The organism is Streptomyces griseorubiginosus, assembly GCF_001514195.1.
Classification (GTDB): Bacteria; Actinomycetota; Actinomycetes; order Streptomycetales; family Streptomycetaceae; genus Streptomyces; species Streptomyces griseorubiginosus.
In genome coordinates this window covers 402,558-423,248 of record NZ_KQ948739.1, presented here as the reverse complement: position 1 = coordinate 423,248, position 20,691 = coordinate 402,558, and the positions used below count along the sequence as shown (strand labels likewise).

The following is a 20,691-nucleotide window of genomic DNA, read 5'->3' as shown; positions in this document are numbered from 1 at the left end:
CCTCACGGGGACGCAGTGGGGGAGGCCTCGTCGCTGCCGGACGGGGTCTCCGTCACGCAAGTGAGAGTGAAAGGAACGGAGTTGGAGGTCTTCTCGACGGGGTCGCGGACCTCCACGCTGATGGTGTCCTCGAAGGTCCCGCTGTCGTCCTGCGTGGTGATGAACCGCCGCTCCTGCTGCGTCTTCCCGCCCCCTGCGGGGAACGTCAGCGTCTTCCAACTCCCGTTCACCGAACCGTTCTTCGACACCCAGCGGTAGGACACCGTGGCCGGGACCCGCCCCACCTCGAGCGTGACCGTGAAGGTGGGGGCCGCCGACCTGTCCGGCGGACAGCTACCCGTGTAGTCGGTGTTCGAGCCGCTCAGGGAGACGCTCACCGACTGCGGCGGGGGCGCGCTCGTGGTCTTCTCGCTCGGGCTGGGCGAGGGGGTGTCGCTCGGCTCGTCCGTCTTGGTCTGCGCGGGCGAACTCACCGTCGAGCCGGGGTCCTTGGCGGTCTCCCCGTCCTTGTCGCCGTTGTCGCGGTTCAGCAGCGCGTACGTCAGCCCCGCGATCGCCAGCGCGAGGGCCAGCACGCCCGCCACCAGGACCACCCCCGCGCGGCGGTTGCGCTCGGGAGGTGTGGAGGTGGTGACGGGGGTGGACGTCGGCGTCGGGACGGGCCGGTACGGGGTCGATGGCGTCGGGACGGACCGGTAGGGGGTCGTCGGCGGCTCCTGCGGGAAGGGCGCCGCGATCGTCGGGGCGTACGGCCCCGCCTGCACGGCGTCCGCCCCGGGCGTCCCCCCGGCCGCGACGACCCGCAGCTCCTGCTCGGCCCGCTCGGCCGGCAGCCGCTGGGCCGGGTCCTTGCGCAGCAGCCCCTCGATGACGGGGGCGAGCGGACCGGCCCGGTACGGCGGCGGCAGCTCCTCGTCCACGATCGCGCGCAGGGTGCTCAGCGGAGTGTCCTGCCGGAAGGGCGAGTTCCCCTCGACGGCGGCGTAGAGCAGCACGCCCAGTGACCACAGGTCGGACTCCGGGCCCGGGGTGCGGCCCAGCGCCCGCTCCGGGGCGAGGAACTCGGGCGAGCCGATGACCTCGCCGGTCATCGTCAGCGCCGAGCTGCCCTCGACCTGGGCGATGCCGAAGTCGGTGAGCACCACCCGGCCGTCGTTCGACATCAGCACATTGGCGGGCTTCACGTCCCGGTGCAGCACCCCGACCTCGTGCGCCGAGCGCAGCGCGGAGAGCACCTCGGCGCCGATGTGCGCGGTCCGCTGCGGGTCGAGCGGGCCCTCCGCGTCCAGCAGTTCGGCCAGCGAGACACCGCGCACCAGCTCCATCACGATCCACGGCCGGCCGTCCTCGGAGGCCACGTCGTACACCGTCACCACGTTGCGGTTGGCCACCCGCGCGGCCGCCCACGCCTCGCGCTCCAGCCGGGCGTACAGCCGCTCGACCTCCTGCGTCGCCAGGCCGTGCGGCGCGCGTACCTCCTTGACGGCGACCTCGCGGTGCAGCACCTCGTCCCGGGCCCGCCACACGGTTCCCATGCCGCCCTCGCCGAGCGGGGACAGCAGCCGGTAGCGGCCCGCGATCAGTCGCTCACCGCCCGGTTCTTCGGACACGGCCGTCCCCCACTTCGTACTCCGCTCGACTTCGCATGATTTCTTCACAAAAGTAGCTCAGCCGAGTGCGGATGCCGCCCCCTTGAGCACCAAACCAGCCCCAAGGGCCACGACGACGAACGCGGACATCAGCGGTGCGGTCCTGCGCACCAGCGCGGTCAGCGGGCTCGCCGCCAGGCGGGGGCGCCGGTCCAGCACCCGTGTCACTCCGCTACCCAGCCTGACGACGGCGAATCCGGCCGCGGTCAGGGTCAGGGCGAGGCCGACGCCGTACGCCACCACGAGCAGCAGTCCGAACCAGGCCTGCCCGAGCGCGGCGGCGCCGACGAGCACGACGACGGCGGAGGGGCTGGGGACGAGCCCCCCGGCGAAACCGAGCAGGATCGTGCCGCGGACGGTGGGGGCGACGGCGTGGGTGTGGGTGAAGCCGCCGTGGGTGTGTTCGAGGGAGTGGTTGTGGGGGTGCGGGTGGTCGTGAGCGTGCCCGTGCTCGTGCTCGTCGGAGTGGGTGTGGCCGTGGTCGTGGTCGTGGGTGTGGCTGTGACCGTGATGGTGGTCGGAGGCGTGGGTGTGCGAGTGGCCGGGCGCGTGGACGTGCTGGTGCGCCGTTGCCTTCGCCGTCGCCGGGGCGGTCTCCGTGTGGGCGGCGACCAGGACCAGGGAGCGCTCCTGGGGCTCCTCGGCGGCGGGCGCGTGCGAGTGGTCGTGCGGGTGGTCGTGGGAGTGGCCGTGCGGGTGATCGCCCTCGTGACCGTGCCCGTGCCCGCGCCCGTGCCCATGACTGTGATCGCCCCCGTGCCCGTGCTGGTGCGTACGGGTGCGCAGGGCCCGGCGCAGCAAGGTCACCCCCGCCGCGGTCACCATGAGCCCGCTCGCGATGCCCAGCCAGGCGATCACCGAGGGCGCCGCGGCAGAGCCGGCCGTGACGAGCAGGCCGAGGGCGACCACACCGAGGGTGTGGGTCACCGTCACGGACGCGGCCAGGGGCAGGACGTCCTTCATCCGGGCCTTGCCGCCGCGGGCCGCGGCCACCGCCGCCATCAGGGTCTTGCCGTGACCGGGTGCGAGCGCGTGCATCGCGCCGAGGACGATCGCGATGAGCAGGGCGAGCGCCGCGAACCCGACGGTGAGGTCGTGACGGGCGACCAGGGAGTCCAGGGCGCGGGTCCAGCGGTCGGCGCCGCGGGGCAGCACCGAGGCGGCCGGAGCGTCCGTCTTCTCCTCGGCCAGCGCAGGACCACCGGGCCGCACCCGCACCGAGGCGGTCACGGTGTCCGCGGGCGAGGACAGCAACTCCTGCGGATACGTGGTCAGTTCCTTCGAAACCGACTTCGCGGGCACGTCCGACCCGGTGAGCGTCATCCGGTCGCCGCGCGCGGTGATCTCGCGCCAGCCGGGGCCGGAGTCGGTGCCCGCGCTGTGGAAGCCCAGGGAGACGGAGGCCTCCTCCGGCAGCGGGGCGGTCAGCCGGCACTCCACCCGCAGGGTGTTCAGACCGGCCTGTCCGGGACGCAGGCGCGCATGGCTGCTCCTGACGACGAGATCGGCCGGTCGGCCGTCGACGGTGACCTTGGCACCCTCCGCCGCCTTCTGGCAGCGCTGGGCGGCCCACTCGGTGGTGCCGAGCCGCTCCAGGTCCGGCTTGGCCTGGGTGGCCGGGATCTCGGCGAGGTCCTCGACGTGGTCGACACGGAGCTGCCCGGGGGCGGCCACGAGACCGTCGTAACGGTTGACGGTGAAGTTGCCGAGAGGGTGCGCGCTCGCGCTGCCGGAAGGGAGCAGCGCGAGCGCACAAGCCGCCGTCAGGACGGCCGGGAGGGACACGAACAGACGGCGGAGCTTCAACGGGCCATCTCCTTCAGTGCCTTGCGGGCCTCGCGGGCACCGAGCGGGGAGAAGCCGGGGTTCAGCTTCAGGGCGGAGGTGAGGTGGGTCCTGGCGTCCTTCTTGTCGCCCACGGCGAGCTCGATGATCCCGCGGTGGTAGCGGAAGGAGGCGTTGCGGTAGCCGGTGGCGGTGGCCTGCCGGGCGTACGGCAGGGCCTCCTCGTCGCGGCCGTTGACGTGCAGGGCCCAGGCAAGCGCGTCCGCGGTGTGCACCGTGTGCCGGCGGGCCCACTCGGCGCGGGCCGCGCGCAGGGCGGAGGCCTTGTCGCCGTGGTCGGCCGCGGCCAGCGCGGTGTCGAGGTCGGCGTTGACACCATTGGCCCGGGCGAGGGCGATCCAGGCGTCGACGAGCGCGTACTGGTCGCGCGCCCTGGCTTTGTCCCCCTCGCCGCCCCGGTCCTCGTACAGCTCACCGAGTTCGACGAGCGGGCCGGGCAGCGGATACCGCGCCACGACGGCCTCCATGCCCTTGATCGCGGCCGCGCGGTCCCCGCTCGCCGCCTGGGCGCGCGCCCTGCCCTCCAGGGCGGGGAGATAGGTGTCGTCGGCGGCGAGAGCACGGGCGTAGTCGGTCAGCGCGGTCTTGTAGTCGCCCTGGTTCCAGGCGAGTTGACCGAGCGCGGCGGCCACGTACGAGATGTCTCCCGGGGTGGTCGCGGTGGACAGGGCCTGCTCCAGGACGCGGCGGGCGGTGCGGACGTCGCCGCGCAGTTCGTGGACGTAGGCGTAGCGGGTGAACACCGGGATGCCCGGCCGCCGTGCGTCCGCGAGGTCGGCGGTCTTCGACGCCTCGTCGTAGCGGCCCAGTTCGACGAGGGCGTCGATCCGGGAGGACAGGGCGCGTTCGCTGTAGGGGTTCTGCCCTAGGGTCCGGTCGGCGTAGGTGAGGGCGTCCTTGAAGTCGTGCCGGGCGGCCGCGAGGGCGGCCAGTCCGGTGAGGCCCTGTTCGTTGTCCGCCGACAGCTTCAGCGACTTGCGGAGGGCCTGCTCGGCCTGCGGATACCGTGACGGGTCGCCTTTCGTCCTCGCCTGCTCGACGTAGGCGAGGCCCAGGGTGGCCCAGCTGCCGAAGTCCTTGGGCTGGGTGCGGAGATGGGCCTGGATCGCCTTGATCCCCGCGTCGAGGTCCCCACTGGCCATGAGCCCGGGCGAGACCGCCGACGACGAACTGGCCACGGTGGCGGCCCCGCCGTCCCGCAACGCCCCGAAGGCGATCGACCCGCCGGTCAGCGCCACCGCCAACAGCGCGGCACACCCGGCGAGTTGTGCGGCCCGCCAACGCCGCCCGGCCGCGGAGACCCGCCGCACGGCGGCGACCTTCTCGTCCTCGGTTTCAGCTGAGGGCTCCACGGTCTCCGACGAACCGCTCTGCTCGTCCTCGGGTGCGTTGTCGGTCGTAGACCCGGACATGCCCTCTCCTGATTCATTCGTGATCGATCGTGAACTGCGGCGCGGCCTGCACCGTGGGGGATGAGTAGCGCAGGCCGCGCCAGTAAAAAGGGGGGGGGGAGATGAGGGCTTTAGGGGCGCGGGGAACTGCGCGACCAGCCCCCACGCACCCGCAGCCGCCGAACAACGGGCCCTGGCACCTTAGTAGGCACGCCTCCGCATACGCCGCCACCACATCAACGCCGCCCCGATGAGCACGATCCCGGCCGCACCCGCCCCCGCGGACCCGGCGATCAGCGACATGTTGTTCGATCCGGAGGACCCGGCAGGCGACAGCGCGTCACCCAGCTGGTTGCGGACGTCGTTCCCACCGGACGTCCCCTTGGCCAGCGGACCACGGGAACCCTCGGTCGGCAGCGCCAGGTACGGGAAGGACTTCTCGAAGTCCTTGTCGTTCTTGTCGACGGCGTCACCGAGGTCGTTCTTGGATCCGACCAGCTCGCCCTCGACGACCTGGAGCGAGGCGTCGATCACGTCGTCGGTGAGCCGACGGCCGTTCGGGAATCCGGCGTTGTCGCCATCAAGCACACCGAGCCGCTTCGGAGAATCGGTGGGCTTGATGGACGTGTTGAGGCGCAGCTCCTCCGCGGGCCGCACGTAGGGCGGCTGGTTCAGCCCCTTCACTCCCTTGAGGAACACGTCCACGAGGTCGTTGCGAGGCTCCTTCGGGGCGGGGATCTTGTAGATCGCCTCGATGAGCTTCGGCAGTTCGGGGTTGGTCACGTTCTTGAGGAACTGCGCGTCGTCCGTGGGGACGGACGCGTTGAACTTGTCCTTGTCCTTCAGCGGGTTGACGACCTCGTTGACGAGCGGGTTCCCGAGGCGCGAGACCTGGGAGTAGTAGCCGCGGGCGTTCTTGCGCTGGGTCGTCGACCAGATGCCCACGACGGGCTGGTGCGAGGACTCGGCTATGACGTCGTTCGGCACCTGGAGGGCGATCGAGTTGACGTTGTAGCCCTTGAGCGTGTCGTTGCCGACCTCGCTGAGGTTCCCGCCGTACAGCAGGTCGAAGACGCGCAGGTCCGCGAAGAACGGGTCGTCGGCCTGGCCGGCGAAGGCCGTGGCGTCGCCGGGAAGCTTGTAGACCGCCTGGTCGCGCAGCTTCTCGTAGTTCGGCATGGACGCCTTGCCGACGTTCGACGGCGCCACGGGGATGTCGTCGGCGACCTTCGTCTTGTACTGGACCCTGCCGTACTTCAGCCGGAAGAGCTCGATGTCGTACGTCTGCGTGACGTTCAGGTCCGGGTCGTGGAGGCTGTCGACGACGCCGGTGTTGTACAGGAACGACTTCTTGTTCTTGACGTGCGTCTTGAAGGTGAAGCGGTACAGCAGGTCGCCCTGTCCGTCACCGTTGTTGTCGACGTGGATGTCGTACTGCGCGTCCTCGGCGAACTGGTAGAAGTTCGGGCCGCCTCCGGGCTCCTCGAACGGGATCCAGTTGGCGATGATCGTCGTCGTGTCCGGCTTGTCGGGGCTGACGAACGCGTACAGGTCGGTGTTGTCGTACTGCGGGGTCCCCGAGATGAGCGGGGCCTCCCGGTGGCTGGAGGCGGAGGCCGCCCCGGGTTCCAGCGTGGCCACACCGGCGGCTGCGAGCCCGCCGGCGGCCAGCGCACCACATACGAGGGTCGCGAGACTCCTGCGTCCCGAGCCGCTCCTGGAGATAGGTGTCATGCCGTCCGTCCTCAGTCCAACTTGCCTGACGCCCGGTGATTCGGAACGGTGGGCGGGCTGGATTGGTCGAATCTCAAAACTTCTTTTCTGCTGCTCGACCCGCGTTTTCGGCGATCTGATCCGTAACCCCATCCGGAGGTGTGTTCGTTGCGAATACCTCGTGGGACGGGACGGCCCAGGTGCGGCTTTGCGGGAGGGGGCGACGAGTTGGAGGCGGACGAGCTTCTGGTGCTCGTGGCGGGCGGGGACCAGAGGGCTTTCGAGGAGCTCTACGGGCTCGTGTCGGGACCGGTGTTCGGGCTCGTACGGCGCGTGGTGCGTGATCCGGCGCAGTCGGAGGAGGTGTCACAGGAAGTGCTGCTGGAGTGCTGGCGGTCGGCCGCCCGGTTCGACCCGGGCCGGGGCAGCGCGCTGTCCTGGATCCTCACGCTCGCGCACCGCCGTGCCGTCGACCGGGTGCGCAGCGCCCGCGCGGCCGGTGAGCGCGAGCAGCGCGAGGCGCGGCGGGCCCACCACACGGCCTTCGACCAGGTGACCGAGGAGGTCGAGGCCGGCCTCGAACGCGAGTGGGTGCGCCGGTGCCTGGAGCGTCTCACCGAACTCCAGCGCCAGTCGGTGACCCTCGCCTATTACGACGGGTACACCTACCGTGAAGTGGCTGAGCGGCTGTCGCTGCCGCTGGGGACGGTGAAGACGCGCATGCGTGACGGACTGACCCGCTTGCGGGAGTGCCTGGGAGGTGTGGCGTGAGTCTCTTCCGCCGGGAAGATCTCCACTCCCTCGCGGCCCCCTATGCCCTCGACGCGCTGGAGCCGCCTGAGCGGGCCCGGTTCGAGCGGCATCTCAAGGGCTGCGACAGCTGCGCGGCGGAGGTGCGTGCCCTGTCCGAGGACGCCGTACGGCTGGCATGGTCGACGGCCGCCCCGCCGCCGGCCGCGATGCGTGACCGGGTGCTGTCCGCCGTGCGCACCACCCCGCAGCAGCCGGCCGCGCGTCCGGAGCCGCAGCGGGCCCGGCCCGAGCCGGCCAGGGCCCGCAAGTCGCAGCTGCCCCCGCATGTGTGGGGCGCGCAGCCGCCGCCCAGACAGCGTCGGAGGCGTCCGCTCTTCGTGCCCTTCGCGACGGCCACGGCGGCCGCGGCGCTCGTCGTCGCTTCCCTGTTCGCCGTCCAGGCCCACCGGACCCAGGACGAACTGAACGCCCAGAAGGCGCAGGCCAGTGAGATCGCCCACGTTCTCCAGGCCACGGACGTGCTCGCGACCCGGGGTCGGGACGCGCAGGGCCGGAGCATCGCCGTGGTCGCCTCCGCATCGGAGGGGCGCGCGGTCGTCACCCTGAGCGGGTACAGCGCGCCCCCGAGCGGCCGCGTGCGCCAGTTGTGGCTCATGCGCCCCGACGAGCAACCGCGCTCCCTGGGGCTCTTCGCCGCCGACACGCCCTTGGTCGCCACCGGACTCGACAAGTCTGCAACATCACTCGCTGTGACCGTGGAGCCCGACGGGGGCTCACCGCAACCCACTACTCAGCCGGTTGTCCAACTCGCCCTGAAATCTGTTGGATTCGGAGAGTAATCATGGAGGGGTCGTCAACGCCCTTGCGGGGAAGGTGAATCCTGTGACGCCGATACACGTGTGCCTCGACGGGGCGATAGGGTTACCCTGCCCGGGCCGGGTGGACTCGTACGGGTGGGGAGTGACATGGAACAGATAACAGTGCGCAGGGCGAGGGTCCCTGCGATCACCTGCGGGAGCAGCGCGACCAGTTCGCGCCTGGACCGCCATCTCTCGGTGCTGTCGGGGCCCGCCGTCCCGCAGCGCGAGGCGGCCGAGGCGACCTCGCTGATGCGTGAGCTGACCGCGCGTGACACCACCAAGCAGGAGCGCAGCGACCGGGGCGCCCGCATGCGTCGCGTCTCGCTGTTCGCGCCACTGCGCCGACTGCGCCGTTCGCTGTTCGGCGGGCACTGAGCCCCAGCCGCCCGGTTTCGTGCTGCGGTCCTGTCCGTCATCCCCACGGCATGCAGCACGATCCAGGTGAGCGGACCGAGCGAGGGGTGCACCCCACCCCCGGCTCGGCCACCCCGTACGCGCACCACCTTTGGCATGCACGCCTCCGAGGTCGGCCCGGGCCCCGGCAGGGCCCGAACTCTCCTCCCGGCAAGAGGCGTTCAGCGACGGGCTTTCAGTGACAGGCGGTCAGTGACAAGCGGTCAGTGACAAGCGGTCAGTGACAAGCGGTCAGTGGGAGGCGTTCAGCCCTCTCCGCGCCCGTACCGCCGCACGGCGAGCGGTGCGAAGACCGCGAGCAGTACCGCGCACCACAGCAGTGACCCTGCGATCGGATGTGCCACCGGCCAGGCGCCCCCCTCCGGCACCGGTGCGTTCCCGAACAGGTCCCGCAGGGCCGTGGTCACCGCGCTGATCGGGTTCCACTCGGCAAGGGGCCGCAGCCACCCGGGCAGGCCCTCGGTCGGGATGTAGGCGTTGGACAGCAGCGGCAGGATGAAGGTGGCTCCGCCCAGCTGGCCCGCGGCCTCCTCGTTGCGGCTGAGCAGCCCGAGGAAGATGCCCACCCAGGTCGTCGCGAACCGGAACAGCAGCAACAGCCCCACGGCGGCCGCCGCTTGCGGCGCGGACCCCTCCACCCGCCAGCCCACCGCGAGCCCCACCAGCAGGAACGGCACCAGCCCCGCGCCGCTGACCACGACATCCGCGACCGACTGTCCCAGCGGTACGGCCGCCCGGCTGATCGGCAGGGTCCGCAGCCGCTCCGTGACGCCCCGGTGGACGTCCTGTGCCGCCTGGAACATTCCCGTCATGATCCCGTTCGCCGCGGTCGCCACCAGCAGACCCGGCACCAGGTAGGACCGGTACTGCTCGCCCGGCATCGCCAGTGCGCTGCCGAAGACATAGCCGAAGAAGAGCAGCATGGTGATCGGCATGGTCTGGGTCAGGACCAGCAGCCCCGGGTTGTTCCGCACCCGGCGCAGCTGGCGGCCCAGCATCGCGGTGCCGTCGTAGGCCGACATGCTCATGCGGCCACCTCCTCGGTCAGTCGCAGGAACACCTCGTCCAGGGTCGGCGGCCGGATGCTCGCGTCGAGCAACGGCACGCCCGCCGCGTCCAGTTCGCGCACCAGACGGGGCAACGTGAGCGTGGTGTCCCGGGTGGTCGCGGCGACCGCGTTGCGGTCCTTGTCGAACGACGGTTCCCCACCCGTGAGTTGGTCGAGCACGGTGGCCGCTCTCGCCAGGACGCCGGGGTCCGCGACGACGATCTCGACATGCGCCCCTATCAGGGCCTTGAGGTAGGCCGGCGAACCCGTGTGCGCGACCCGTCCCTTGTCCACCAGGGCGATGTCATGGGCGAGTTGGTCGGCCTCCTCCAGGTACTGCGTGGTCAGCAGCACCGTCGTGCCGTCCGCGGTCAGCTCGCGTACGGCGTCGTGGATGAGGTTGCGGCTGGCGGGGTCGAGGCCGGTCGTCGGCTCGTCGAGGAACAGGATCTCCGGACGGCGGACCAGGCTCGCCGCCAGGTCCAGCCGGCGGCGCATCCCGCCCGAGTACGTGGCGGCGGTCCGGTCGGCGGCCTCGGCCAGCCCGAAGCGGTCGAGCAGCTCGGCGGCCCGCTCGGCCGGCCCCCGCACCCGGTGCAGCCGCGCGAACAGCACGAGGTTCTGCCGTCCGGTGAGGTCCCCGTCCACCGAGGCGTACTGCCCGGTGACGGCGATGGAGCGGCGGACCGCCTCCGGCTCCCGGACGAGGTCGTGCCCGGCGACGCGGGCCGAGCCCGCGTCCGGCCGCAGCAGCGTGGTGAGCAGCCGGACGGCCGTGGTCTTGCCCGCGCCGTTGGGCCCGAGGATGCCGCAGACCGTGCCCTGGGCGACCGCGAGATCGAGGCCGCGCAGGGCATGGACCTCCCCGAACCGTTTCTTCAGACCCTCACTAAGTACAGCGTACGTAGAAGTCATGGCAGGACCATAGCGCACTACGTACGCTGTACGTAACTAGGATGGTGGCCGAGGTGATGACCGATGGCGGGCCGAGCGGCCGTACCCGAAGTGATCTGGGCTCGTCCCGAACGGACCGGGCGTGGGCCCAGACCCGCGTTCACCAGGGCGGACATCGCGGCGGCGGCGGTGCGGCTGGCCGACGCCGGCGGGCTGGACGCGGTGTCGATGCGGCACGTCGCGGCCGAATTGGGCTGCGGCACGATGTCGCTGTACAACTACGTCCCCCGCAAGGAGGACCTGTACGAACTGATGGTGGACGCGGTCAGCGGGGAGCACGACCTGTTCGAACCGACGGGGGACTGGCGGGCGGACATGCTCCGCAACGCGCGCCAGACCAAGGCGCTCATGCACCGGCACCCCTGGATGGTCCGGCTGATGTCAGGCGTGTACGGCTTCAGCCCCAACGCCCTGCGCTACCTGGAGCACTGCCTCGCCTGCCTCGATCCGCTGGAGGCGCCCTACGGCACGAAGATCGAGCTGGTCGCGATGCTCAACGGGTGTGTGACGACGTATGTCTCGAACGAGCTGTCCACGGCTGAGCGGGTGCGGTCGCTGCCGTGGTCGGAGGAGCAGGAGAACGCGGTGCGCATCGCTTATCTGGGGGGTCAGGTGGCTTCCGGGGCGTATCCGCGGTTGGCGGCGTCGTTCGCGGAGGACTCGGGGCCGATTGATCTTGATGCGGTGTTCGAGAGGATGCTGGGGCGGGTTCTGGACGGGTTCTCGCCGCGGGGGTGACAGTCCGTATGCCGGGTGCGGCGCCGTTGTGGCTGGTCGCGCCCGCGCGGCGGTAGCCGCAAATCCAACACAGCCCCGCGCCCCTAAGGTGTCACAGCAGCGTGAACTGGCCTTCTGGGCCCTCCTCGTGGTGATCGAAGACCGACGCAGGCTTCCGAGCGCTCTCCGGCACCGGCAGTACCCCCGCCTTGCGCAGGTCGGTCACCGTGATCTGTGAGGGCAACTCGTCCTCCAGGGGCTGGAGATCCGCCAGCAGGGCCAGCACCGTGATCAGCTCAAGGAGTTCCGAGGTCCAGGTCTGGGGCCAGGTCGGCGGGCGGATCGCCGCGAGCGTGCCCGGTTCCGGTTCCTCGATCCGGGCCGTGAACCACTGCTCCAGCACCCGTACCCCGCCCGCCTCGAAGTCCCAGGCCTCCGGCGGTACCGGGGAGATGCGGCCGTCGTCCAGCAGCAGGGCCTCCTCGTCGCGGTCGTAGTCCAGGGTCAGCGGGCGGGACGGCAGCGGGGCGCGGACGTACGGTCGGCGGCCGCCGGGGAGTTTCGGGCGGTCGCCGTCGCGACGCATCAGCCACAGCGTACGGTGGCCCGACTCCACGCCACGGGACCAGAGTTCGGGGTCCGCGGGGAGCGGGACGGTGAGGTCGGGGCGTACCGCAGTCAGGATCCACGCGAGGACGTCCAGCGGTTCCACCGGGACACCGAGCCGCGTCCGCAGGTGTTCCGGCAGACCCGGCGCCAGGTTCGGTTCCGTGCCGTCCGGGCGGCGGTACAGCGGACGGACGCGCCCGGGGCGCAGCAGCGGCAGCAGCGAGGTCGCGAGGAGGTGCGGGCCCCGGCCCTCAGCCGGTGTCTCCACCACGAACACCTGCGACTCGTCCGCCACCCGCCACAGTTCGGGCCGGGCCGCGTCGATCAACCGGTGGTCCGGGATCAGCCACTGCTCGTCGAAGGGAGCGGACAGGACCCGTACCGGCTCCGGACAGGGGCCGGAGGCGCGCGCGAGACGCTCGGTACCGCCCGTCCGTCCCGGCAGCTGTCCGACCGCCGAGCGCAGGGTGCGGGACCGGGTCGGTTCGAACAGGGCCTCCCGGTCGGGGCCCTCGGCCTTCAGCAGCGCGTCCCAGCGGGCCTTCAGGGAGGCCGCGTCGGGGCCCGCCGGCCACCCCCGGCCGAGCCGCGGCGGTGCGACGGACCACGGCATGAGGTCCGCGAGTGGCGGAGCGTCGTCGTGCGTCACGCTGGGCATCGTACGACTTGTCACGGACCGTGCGTTCACGTGGCGTCCAGGGTGACGGTGAAGGAGAAGCGGTCGCCGCGGTAGTGGATCACCGCGGCGTCCAGCACCCGGCCCTCCCCGTCGTACGCCAGGCCCGTGTAGTGCAGGATCGGGCTGAGCAGCGGGACTTGGAGCAGCCGGGCCGTCTCCGGATCCGCGAGCCGTGCCTCCACGGTGTCCGTGATGCGGCTGATGTCCGCCCCGACGACGTCCCGCAGCACCTTCGTCATCGGCCAGCGCACCAGGTCCGACGGGTCGATGCGCGCGGCCAGTTCGGGGCGGACGTAGTTGCGGGCGTGGTTGGTCGGCTCGCCGGTCCGCTCGTCGCTGCGGAGCCGGTGGTACGCCGCCACCTCGTCCAACGCCGGGAAGTGCTCGGCGAGTTCGGGCGGCACGGCGGACTTGCCGTGGTCCAGCAGCTCGGTGGTCATACCGGATTGCTGGGCCACGATCGCGTCCACCGAGCCGAGCAGCCGGACCGGGCTGCCCCTTCTCGCGTCCGGCTCGATGAACGTGCCCCGGCGGCGGTGCCGGGTGATGAGCCCCTCGTCCTCCAGCTCCTTGAGCGCCTGCCGCATGGTCAGCACGCTCACGCCGTAGTGCCCGGCGAGCTGTTCCTCGGTGGGCAGGCGCAGCGGGTCCTGGGGCGAGCGGCCGAGTATGGAGGCGCGCAGCGACTGCGACACCTGGTACCAGAGCGGCAGCTTGCGGTTCAGGACGATCGAGTCCGGAGCGAAGGAGGTCACGGGCTATCCGTACCTTTCGCGGATCGGTCGGTGCAACGGGGGATCGGTGGTGGCGGGCGGATCTGCGGGGTGGGTGGGTCGGTGCGACGGATGGCTCTTTAAGGGAGGCGGGTCGGCGGCGGCGGGCGGATCCGTGAGGTCGGCAGGGCAGTTGGACCGGCGGAATCGCGGGGCGGACAGGGTGAGGCGTCGGGCGGGTCCGCGGGGCGGGCGGGCCGAGGGGTCGGGTGGAATCGCGGGGCGGACGGGGCGAGGCGTCGGGTGGGTCCGCGGGGCGAAGGGGGGCGTCGGGTGGGTCCGCGGGGCGGGTGGGTCAGTTCGGGGTGCGGAAGTGGCGTTCCAGGCCCCGCCACACGTCGTCGTAGTGCGGCTGGAGGTGGTCCGCACGGGCCGCGTGCGCGGTGAGCGTCACCGGCCAGCGGGTCTCGAACATGAACGCGAGTCCGTCGTCGATCTTCTGCGGCCGCAGCTCGGCCGTGCTCGCCCGGTCGAACGTCTCCCGGTCGGGTCCGTGCGCCGACATCATGTTGTGCAGCGAGCCGCCGCCCGGCACGAAACCCCCCTTCCCGGCGGTCTTCGCGTCGTACGCGCCCTCGATCAGGCCCATGTACTCGCTCATCACGTTCCGGTGGAAGTACGGCGGCCGGAAGGTGTCCTCGCCGACCAGCCAGCGCGGCGCGAAGACCACGAAGTCGACGCCGGCCAGCCCCGGGGTGTCCGACGGTGACGTCAGCACGGTGAAGATCGACGGGTCGGGGTGGTCGTAGGAGATCGAGCCGATGACGTTGAAGCGGCGCAGGTCGTAGACGTACGGCACATGGTTGCCGTGCCAGGCGACCACGTCGAGGGGGGAGTGGTCGTAGGTCGCCGTCCAGAGGTTGCCGCAGAACTTGTTGACCACCTCCACCGGCCCCTCCACGTCCTCGTACGCGGCGACGGGCGCCCGGAAGTCGCGGGCGTTGGCGAGGCCGTTGGCGCCGATGGGGCCGAGGTCGGGGAGCTGGAAGGGGGCACCGTAGTTCTCGCACACATATCCGCGGGCGGACTCGTCCAGCAGCTCCACACGGAAGCGCACCCCACGGGGGACCAGTGCCACATGTCCGGGCTCCACATGAAGGAGCCCGAACTCGGTGCGCAGCAGCAGTCCGCCGCGCTCGGGGACGATCAGCAGCTCGCCGTCGGCGTCGCTGAAGACGCGGTCCATGGAGTCGGTGGCGTGGTACAGGTGCACGGCCATTCCGGTGCGCTGGGTGACGTCCCCGTTGCCGCCGAGGGTCCACAGGCCGGCCAGGAAGTCGGTGCCCTCGGCGGGCTCCGGCAGCGGGTCCCAGCGCAGCCGGTTGGGGTCCGGGACCGACTCGGTGAAGGGGGCCGTACGGATCCGGCCGTGGTGGGTGTGGGTGAACGCCGGGTGCGCGGCCGAGGGGCGGATCCGGTACAGCCAGGAGCGGCGGTTGTGGGCCCGCGGCTCGGTGAAGGCCGTGCCGCTGAGCTGCTCGGCGTAGAGGCCGAGGGGGGCGCGCTGAGGAGCGTTGCGGCCCTCGGGGAGGGCGCCCGGGACGGCCTCCGAGGCGTGTTCGTTGCCGAAGCCGGAGAGGTACGCCAGGCCTTCGGCGGTCTTGCGTGCGTCGCCGCGTGTGCTCGCCGAGTCCCCGCTGGGCCTCGCCGCGTCCGCGCGTGTGCTCGCCGCGTTCCCGCTGGTGCTCGCCGCGTCCCCGCTCATGGTCGCTCCCTTGCGATCTGATTCCTATGGACTACCGTAGGATTGCGGTTTCGGCGACGCAAGAGGGCGTCGCGTGGAACCGATTTCCCCGCTCGTGACCTCCTCAGGGATGAGGACGAGAACAGACCACAGGGGGATTCTCGGTGTCGTACCCGTGTTCTAGGCTCGCCGGCATGTCGTGGACGCGGGGACTCCTTGCCGCGCTCGCGGTCTGTGTCGTGCTGGTGACCGGATCCGTGAGTTGTGGCGCCAGTGGGGAGCAGGGACAGGGGGACGGCCAGTCGGTGTCACCGGTGGGCAAGGTCCTCGGCGACACCGACGGCGAGGGGCGGCACTACCGCGAGGTGGACAAGAAGAACGCCCCCGAGGTCGGCATAGAGGTGCAGCCCGCCACGGACGACTGCTGGTCGGTGCGGCTGACCGTCGAGAACTTCGCGTTCTCGCCCGACGGCACGAAGGCCGAGGCGGTCTCCGGCCGAGGCGTCGCCGTCCTCCTCGTGGACGACCGCCCGGTCACCACCCTGCGCACTCCCGCGTACCGGCTGGCCGCCGCGTACGTCCCACAGGGCACCCACAAGGTCACCGCCCGCCTCTACGCCGACGACGGCACCGTGTGGGCCGTGGACGGCGACCCGGTGGAGAGCACGGCGGACGTCACGGCGTCGAAGCCGCAGACGTCGACGGGCCCGGCAACCGAGACCCCCGGGGCGGAGTCGACGACGGGTGCGGACGGGGACGGCTCGGGGGCGGAGTCCCTGCCGGGCGCGGGTGAATCCGGGGCGCGGTTCGCGGCCGTCGCCGGTGGCGGCGGCTCCGGCGCGAGGCTCACGGCCGGTGCCGACGACGACCCCACCGCGACGCAGCCCACCGCGGGCACCCGTGCCACGCGGGTCACGGCGCCCAAGCGCGACGACGCCCAAGCACCGTCGATCACGATCACAGCAGGCGCAGGCGCAGGCATCGCCGCCCTCGTAATTCCGATCACCGCGAGCACCCGACCCGGCGCCCACGCGACGCGGATCACGGCGCCTACCGGAGCCCGCGCATGAGCGCCGCAGGCACCCCGTGGGGTTCACCCGGTCTCGGTGGAAAGGCATCATGAAGCCCGTGCCCCAAGCGACCTCGCTTCGCCGTGCCCCCGTGCAGCGGCGCAGTGCCGAACGGCTGACCAGAATCCTCGACGCCTGCGCCGACCTGCTCGACGAGGTCGGCTACGACAACCTGAGCACCCGCGCCGTCGCCCTGCGCGCCGGCGTCCCCATCGGCTCGGTCTACCGCTTCTTCGGCAACAAGCGGCAGATGGCCGACGCCCTCGCCCAGCGCAACCTCGAACGCTTCACGGAGCGGGTCACCGACCGGCTCAAGGAGTCGGGCGAGGAGGGCGGCTGGCGTACCGCGATGGACGTCGTCCTGGACGAGTACCTCGCCATGAAACGCACCGCCCCCGGCTTCTCCCTCGTCGACTTCGGCAACCAGATCCCCGTGGGTGCCCGGCACGCCGAACCCAACCACCGCGTCGCCGACCGCCTCACCGACCTGCTGTCCGGCTACCTCTCCCGCGAACCCGACGACGAACTCCGCCGCACCTTCCTGATCGCCACGGAGACCGCGGACACCCTGGTCCACCTGGCCTTCCGGATGGCACCGGAGGGGGACGAGCGGATCATCCAGGAGATGCGGGAGATGCTGCGGGCGTATCTGGCGCGCGTTCTGGACTGAGTCCCGGCAACCCCTCCCCTCCGTCCATACCGGTCGGTATGCTCACCGGGACTGGCACCGCTGCCCCGGGAGGACCCGTGTCCCGCACCGCTCTGCGTATCTGCCCCCTGTGCGAGGCCACCTGTGGTCTGACGCTCACGGTCGAGGGGACCCGGGTCACCGGGGCCCGCGGCGACCGCGACGACGTGTTCAGCAAGGGGTTCATCTGCCCGAAGGGCGCCGCCTTCGGAGCCGTCGACGGGGATCCCGACCGGCTGCGCACCCCTCTCGTGCGCCGCGACGGGGAGTTGCGCGAGGCCACCTGGGAGGAGGCCTTCGACGCGGTCGCCGCCGGGATCCGCGGCGTCGTCGAGCGGTACGGGGCGAACTCGGTCGGGGTGGTCCTCGGCAACCCCAACGTGCACACCATGGCCGGCGCCCTCTACCCGCCGGTGCTGCTCGCCGGACTCGGCACCCGGAGCGTCTTCACCGCCTCCACGGTCGACCAGATGCCCAAGCACGTCTCCAGCGGACTGCTGTACGGCGACGCCAACGCCATCCCGGTGCCGGACCTCGACCACACCGACCACCTGCTCCTCCTCGGCGCCAACCCCCTCGAATCCAACGGCAGTCTGTGCACCGCCCCCGACTTCCCCGGCAAGCTCAAGGCGCTCAAGGCCCGCGGCGGCACCCTCACCGTCGTCGACCCCCGCCGCACCCGCACGGCCCGGCTCGCCGACCGGCACATCGCCGTCCGGCCCGGCACCGACGCGCTGCTCCTCGCCGCGATGGCCCAGGTGCTCTTCGAGGAAGACCTCGTGGACACCGGGGAGTTGACCCCTCACCTCCAGGGTCTCGACGAACTCCGGGAAGCCGTAAAGGACTTCACCCCCGAAGCCGTCGCCGCCGCCTGCGACGTGGACGCCTCGCAGACCCGCACCCTCGCCCGCGAACTCGCCGCCGCCCCGACCGCCGCCGTGTACGGCCGCATCGGCAGTTGCACGGTCCCGCACGGCACCCTCGCGAGCTGGCTCGTCGACGTCCTCAACATCCTCACCGGCAACCTCGACCGGCCCGGCGGCGCCCTCTTCCCGCAGGCCGCCACCGACCGCACACCCCGGCCCGCCGGACCCAGCCACGGCTTCGCCCTCGGACGCTGGCACTCCCGGGTCAGTCAACACCCGGAGGCCAAGGGCGAGTTGCCGCTCTCCGCCCTCGCCGAGGAGATCGACACCGTGACCAGCGAGGGCGAGCCGATCCGGGCGCTGATCGCCGTCGCCGCCAACCCCGTCCTGTCCGCCCCCGACGGCGACCGCCTCGACAAGGCCCTCGGCTCCCTCGACTTCATGGTCAGCGTGGACCCGTACCTCAACGAGACCTCGCGCCACGCCCACGTCGTGCTGCCGCCGCCCCCGCCCTCCCAGAGCCCGCACCACGACTTCGCCTTCAACACCCTGGCCGTCCGCAACCAGGTCCGCTACACCCGCCCCGCCGTCCCGCTGGAGCCCGGCCGCATGGCGGAGACGGAGATCCTCTCCCGGCTGGTCCTCGCCGCCACCGGCATGCACGGCGCCGACCCGTCCGCCGTGGACGACCTGGTCGTCGGTCAGACCCTCGGCAAGGCGGTCAAGGAGACCCACTCGCCCGTGCACGGCCGCGACCCGCGGGAACTCGCCGCCCTCCTCCAGGGCGACACCGGCCCCGAGCGGCGGCTCGACATGATGCTGCGCCTCGGCCCCTACGGCGACGGCTTCGGCGTACGACCGGACGGCCTGAGCCTGACGAAGCTGCTCGCGCATCCGCACGGCATCGACCTCGGACCGCTGACGTCCCGGCTGCCGCAGCCGCTGAAGACCCGCAGCGGCAAGGTCGAGCTGCTGCCCGGGCCCATCGCGGACGACCTGCCCCGGCTGCGGGAAGCCCTGCGGCAGCGGGCCGAGGGGCTCGTCCTCATCGGCCGCCGGCACCTGCGCTCCAACAACAGCTGGATGCACAACGTCCCCGCCCTGACCGGCGGCACCAACCGCTGCACCCTGCACATCCACCCCGAGGACGCGGAGGACCTGCGGCTCGCCGACGGCCAGCTGGTCGGGATCAAGGGGGCCGGGGGAGCGGTGACCGCGCCGGTGGAGATCACCGACACGGTACGGCGGGGCGTCGTGAGCCTGCCGCACGGCTGGGGCCACGACCGCCCCGGGACCCGTCTGCGGCACGCGGCCCAGGACCCCGGTGTCAATGTGAACCAGCTGCTCGACGGCACTCTCCTGGACCCCCTGTCGGGCAACGCGGTCCTCAACGGAGTGCCCGTCGAACTGATCGCAAGTCCGTGACCTGGAGTTTTGCGCTTATTGCTCGCACGTCAACGTCTTGTTAACGCCAAACGAACGGACCTAACGTCGTCGAACCGCCGGCCCTGGTGGGAGTTCAAGGGCGAACGTTAGGTATCCACTCATGTTGACCATCCTCGGCTTCGCCATGATCGCGACCTTCCTGGTCCTGATCATGATGAAGAAGATGTCGCCGATCGCGGCGCTCGTGCTGATCCCGGCACTGTTCTGTGTGTTCGTCGGGAAGGGCGCCAAGCTCGGTGACTACGTCATCGACGGCGTCACCAGCCTCGCCCCCACGGCGGCGATGCTCATGTTCGCGATCGTCTACTTCGGTGTGATGATCGACGTCGGCCTCTTCGACCCGGTCGTGCGCGGCATCCTGAAGTTCTGCAAGGCCGACCCGATGCGGATCGTCGTCGGCACCGCGGTGCTCGCCGCGATCGTCTCGCTCGACGGCGACGGCTCGACCACCTTCATGATCACCGTCTCGGCGATGTACCCGCTGTACAAGCGCCTGAAGATGAGCCTGGTCGTGATGACCGGTGTCGCCGCCATGGCCAACGGCGTGATGAACACGCTGCCCTGGGGCGGTCCGACGGCCCGCGCGGCCACCGCGCTGAAGGTCGACGCCAGCGACATCTTCGTCCCGATGATCCCGGCCCTGGCCGTCGGTCTGCTGGGCGTCCTCGTCCTCTCGTACGTCCTCGGCATGCGCGAGCGCAAGCGGCTGGGCGTGCTCACGCTGGGCGACGTCCTCGTCGAGGAGAAGGTCGAGGAGAAGGAGACCGAGTCCGTCCTGGTCGGCGCCGGCTCCGGCGGCTCCGGCACCATCAAGTCCACGGCGGCCACCGGCGGTTCGAGCTCCGGCGCCGACGCCGACGACGAGGCCGACGAGCAGAAGCGCTTCCAGGTCCTCGACCCGAACCGCCCCACCCTGCGCCCCAAGCTGTACTGGTTCAACGCGCTGCTCACGGTCGCCCTGCTCACCTGCATGATCATGGAGTGGCTGCCGATCCCGGTGCTGTTCCTGCTCGGCGCCGCGCTCGCGCTCACCGTCAACTTCCCGCACATCCCCGACCAGAAGGCGCGGCTCGCCGCCCACGCGGACAACGTCCTCAACGTCTCCGGCATGGTCTTCGCCGCCGCCGTCTTCACCGGCGTCCTCCAGGGCACCGGCATGGTCGACCACATGGCCCGCTGGATGGTGGACGTCATCCCCGCGGGCATGGGGCCGCACATGGCCCTCGTCACCGGTGTGCTGAGCCTTCCGCTCACCTACTTCATGTCGAACGACGGCTTCTACTTCGGTGTCCTGCCGGTGCTCGCCGAGGCCGGTGCCGCGCACGGCGTCACCCCGCTGGAGATGGCCCGCGCCTCCCTCGTCGGCCAGCCCCTGCACATGTCGAGCCCGCTCGTCCCGGCCGTGTACGTGCTCGTCGGCATGGCCAAGGTGGAGTTCGGCGACCACACGAAGTTCGTGGTCAAGTGGGCCGCTCTCACATGCCTGGTGATCCTCGGGGCAGGCATCCTCTTCGGCATCATCTGATCCATCT

The 20,691-nt window shown here is 71.3% G+C and carries 17 protein-coding genes; 8 read left to right on the top strand and 9 right to left on the bottom strand.

All coding sequences use genetic code 11. The features are described 5' to 3' along the window. Positions 1-2 precede the first annotated feature (2 nt). From AQJ54_RS27675 to AQJ54_RS27660, 4 genes are all read right to left on the bottom strand, one after another. Positions 3-1,610 (bottom strand): serine/threonine-protein kinase, encoded by a 1,608-nt coding sequence (locus AQJ54_RS27675; protein WP_062028722.1) that lies wholly within the window; start codon positions 1,608-1,610, stop codon positions 3-5. Between the two features lie 57 nt (positions 1,611-1,667). Continuing rightward, entirely contained in the window at positions 1,668-3,455 is a 1,788-nt protein-coding gene (locus AQJ54_RS27670) for an urease accessory protein UreH domain-containing protein (protein ID WP_062241762.1), read from the bottom strand. Continuing rightward, positions 3,452-4,906 carry a tetratricopeptide repeat protein gene (locus AQJ54_RS27665; RefSeq protein ID WP_062028718.1) on the bottom strand — a complete coding sequence of 485 codons (1,455 nt, stop codon included), beginning with the start codon at positions 4,904-4,906 and terminating at the stop codon, positions 3,452-3,454. Before AQJ54_RS27665 ends, AQJ54_RS27670 begins: the two co-directional genes overlap by 4 nt. A 180-nt stretch (positions 4,907-5,086) precedes the next feature. Next, entirely contained in the window at positions 5,087-6,619 is a 1,533-nt protein-coding gene (locus tag AQJ54_RS27660; RefSeq protein ID WP_174856995.1) for a DUF4331 domain-containing protein, read from the bottom strand. A 207-nt stretch (positions 6,620-6,826) separates the two neighbouring features. Here AQJ54_RS27660 and AQJ54_RS27655 point away from each other — a divergent pair, with 207 nt between their 5' ends. The 3 genes from AQJ54_RS27655 to AQJ54_RS27645 all read left to right on the top strand — a co-directional run bounded on the left by AQJ54_RS27655 (position 6,827) and on the right by AQJ54_RS27645 (position 8,586). Further along, positions 6,827-7,369 (top strand): sigma-70 family RNA polymerase sigma factor, encoded by a 543-nt coding sequence (locus AQJ54_RS27655; RefSeq protein WP_062028715.1) that lies wholly within the window; start codon positions 6,827-6,829, stop codon positions 7,367-7,369. Then, complete coding sequence (locus tag AQJ54_RS27650; protein WP_062028713.1) at positions 7,366-8,190, top strand: anti-sigma factor; 825 nt, start codon at positions 7,366-7,368, stop codon at positions 8,188-8,190. The genes AQJ54_RS27655 and AQJ54_RS27650 overlap by 4 nt, the downstream gene beginning before the upstream one ends. A 126-nt stretch (positions 8,191-8,316) precedes the next feature. Next, a complete protein-coding gene (locus tag AQJ54_RS27645; RefSeq protein WP_062028711.1) occupies positions 8,317-8,586 on the top strand; it encodes a hypothetical protein in 270 nt (89 codons plus the stop codon). 284 nt (positions 8,587-8,870) lie between these two features. Here the strand turns inward: AQJ54_RS27645 and AQJ54_RS27640 are convergent, their stop codons facing one another. Further along, positions 8,871-9,653: an ABC transporter permease gene (locus tag AQJ54_RS27640; protein ID WP_062241760.1), complete on the bottom strand. Its 783-nt coding sequence runs from the start codon at positions 9,651-9,653 to the stop codon at positions 8,871-8,873. Then, positions 9,650-10,588, bottom strand: a complete 939-nt coding sequence (locus AQJ54_RS27635) for an ATP-binding cassette domain-containing protein (RefSeq protein WP_062241759.1) — start codon at positions 10,586-10,588, stop codon at positions 9,650-9,652. Before AQJ54_RS27635 ends, AQJ54_RS27640 begins: the two co-directional genes overlap by 4 nt. Positions 10,589-10,651: 63 nt before the next feature. Here AQJ54_RS27635 and AQJ54_RS27630 point away from each other — a divergent pair, with 63 nt between their 5' ends. After that, the gene (locus AQJ54_RS27630) at positions 10,652-11,365 is read left to right on the top strand and encodes a TetR/AcrR family transcriptional regulator (RefSeq protein ID WP_062241757.1); all 714 of its coding nucleotides are present in this window, start codon (positions 10,652-10,654) and stop codon (positions 11,363-11,365) included. Between the two features lie 91 nt (positions 11,366-11,456). On the opposite strand, the gene AQJ54_RS27625 is transcribed toward AQJ54_RS27630, so the two are convergent. From AQJ54_RS27625 to hmgA, 3 genes are all read right to left on the bottom strand, one after another. Further along, positions 11,457-12,611 carry a type ISP restriction/modification enzyme gene (locus tag AQJ54_RS27625; protein ID WP_062241755.1) on the bottom strand — a complete coding sequence of 385 codons (1,155 nt, stop codon included), beginning with the start codon at positions 12,609-12,611 and terminating at the stop codon, positions 11,457-11,459. A 26-nt stretch (positions 12,612-12,637) separates the two neighbouring features. Then, complete coding sequence (locus AQJ54_RS27620) at positions 12,638-13,387, bottom strand: GntR family transcriptional regulator (protein WP_062028702.1); 750 nt, start codon at positions 13,385-13,387, stop codon at positions 12,638-12,640. 313 nt (positions 13,388-13,700) lie between these two features. Continuing rightward, positions 13,701-15,110 (bottom strand): homogentisate 1,2-dioxygenase, encoded by a 1,410-nt coding sequence (hmgA, locus tag AQJ54_RS27615; protein ID WP_248845449.1) that lies wholly within the window; start codon positions 15,108-15,110, stop codon positions 13,701-13,703. A gap of 173 nt (positions 15,111-15,283) precedes the next feature. On the opposite strand from hmgA, the gene AQJ54_RS47815 reads away from it, so the two are divergent. The 4 genes from AQJ54_RS47815 to AQJ54_RS27595 all read left to right on the top strand — a co-directional run bounded on the left by AQJ54_RS47815 (position 15,284) and on the right by AQJ54_RS27595 (position 20,684). Beyond that, complete coding sequence (locus tag AQJ54_RS47815; protein WP_062241753.1) at positions 15,284-16,159, top strand: SPRY domain-containing protein; 876 nt, start codon at positions 15,284-15,286, stop codon at positions 16,157-16,159. Between the two features lie 49 nt (positions 16,160-16,208). Next, positions 16,209-16,829: a TetR/AcrR family transcriptional regulator gene (locus AQJ54_RS27605; protein WP_062028695.1), complete on the top strand. Its 621-nt coding sequence runs from the start codon at positions 16,209-16,211 to the stop codon at positions 16,827-16,829. A 77-nt stretch (positions 16,830-16,906) separates the two neighbouring features. Then, positions 16,907-19,138, top strand: a complete 2,232-nt coding sequence (locus tag AQJ54_RS27600) for a molybdopterin oxidoreductase family protein (protein WP_062241752.1) — start codon at positions 16,907-16,909, stop codon at positions 19,136-19,138. A 121-nt stretch (positions 19,139-19,259) separates the two neighbouring features. Then, positions 19,260-20,684 carry a CitMHS family transporter gene (locus AQJ54_RS27595; protein ID WP_062241751.1) on the top strand — a complete coding sequence of 475 codons (1,425 nt, stop codon included), beginning with the start codon at positions 19,260-19,262 and terminating at the stop codon, positions 20,682-20,684. Positions 20,685-20,691 lie beyond the last annotated feature (7 nt).

Excerpts from the sequence above, each read along its gene's own strand:
- AQJ54_RS27665 (WP_062028718.1), bottom strand. The coding sequence starts at position 4,906 with ATGTCCGGGTCTACGACCGACAACGCACCCGAGGACGAGCAGAGCGGT.
- AQJ54_RS27660 (WP_174856995.1), bottom strand. The coding sequence starts at position 6,619 with ATGACACCTATCTCCAGGAGCGGCTCGGGACGCAGGAGTCTCGCGACC.
- AQJ54_RS27645 (WP_062028711.1), top strand. The coding sequence starts at position 8,317 with ATGGAACAGATAACAGTGCGCAGGGCGAGGGTCCCTGCGATCACCTGC.
- AQJ54_RS27640 (WP_062241760.1), bottom strand. The coding sequence starts at position 9,653 with ATGAGCATGTCGGCCTACGACGGCACCGCGATGCTGGGCCGCCAGCTG.
- AQJ54_RS27635 (WP_062241759.1), bottom strand. The coding sequence starts at position 10,588 with ATGACTTCTACGTACGCTGTACTTAGTGAGGGTCTGAAGAAACGGTTC.
- AQJ54_RS27630 (WP_062241757.1), top strand. The coding sequence starts at position 10,652 with ATGGCGGGCCGAGCGGCCGTACCCGAAGTGATCTGGGCTCGTCCCGAA.
- AQJ54_RS27625 (WP_062241755.1), bottom strand. The coding sequence starts at position 12,611 with ATGCCCAGCGTGACGCACGACGACGCTCCGCCACTCGCGGACCTCATG.
- hmgA (WP_248845449.1), bottom strand. The coding sequence starts at position 15,110 with ATGAGCGGGGACGCGGCGAGCACCAGCGGGAACGCGGCGAGCACACGC.
- AQJ54_RS47815 (WP_062241753.1), top strand. The coding sequence starts at position 15,284 with ATGTCGTGGACGCGGGGACTCCTTGCCGCGCTCGCGGTCTGTGTCGTG.
- AQJ54_RS27605 (WP_062028695.1), top strand. The coding sequence starts at position 16,209 with ATGAAGCCCGTGCCCCAAGCGACCTCGCTTCGCCGTGCCCCCGTGCAG.
- AQJ54_RS27595 (WP_062241751.1), top strand. The coding sequence starts at position 19,260 with ATGTTGACCATCCTCGGCTTCGCCATGATCGCGACCTTCCTGGTCCTG.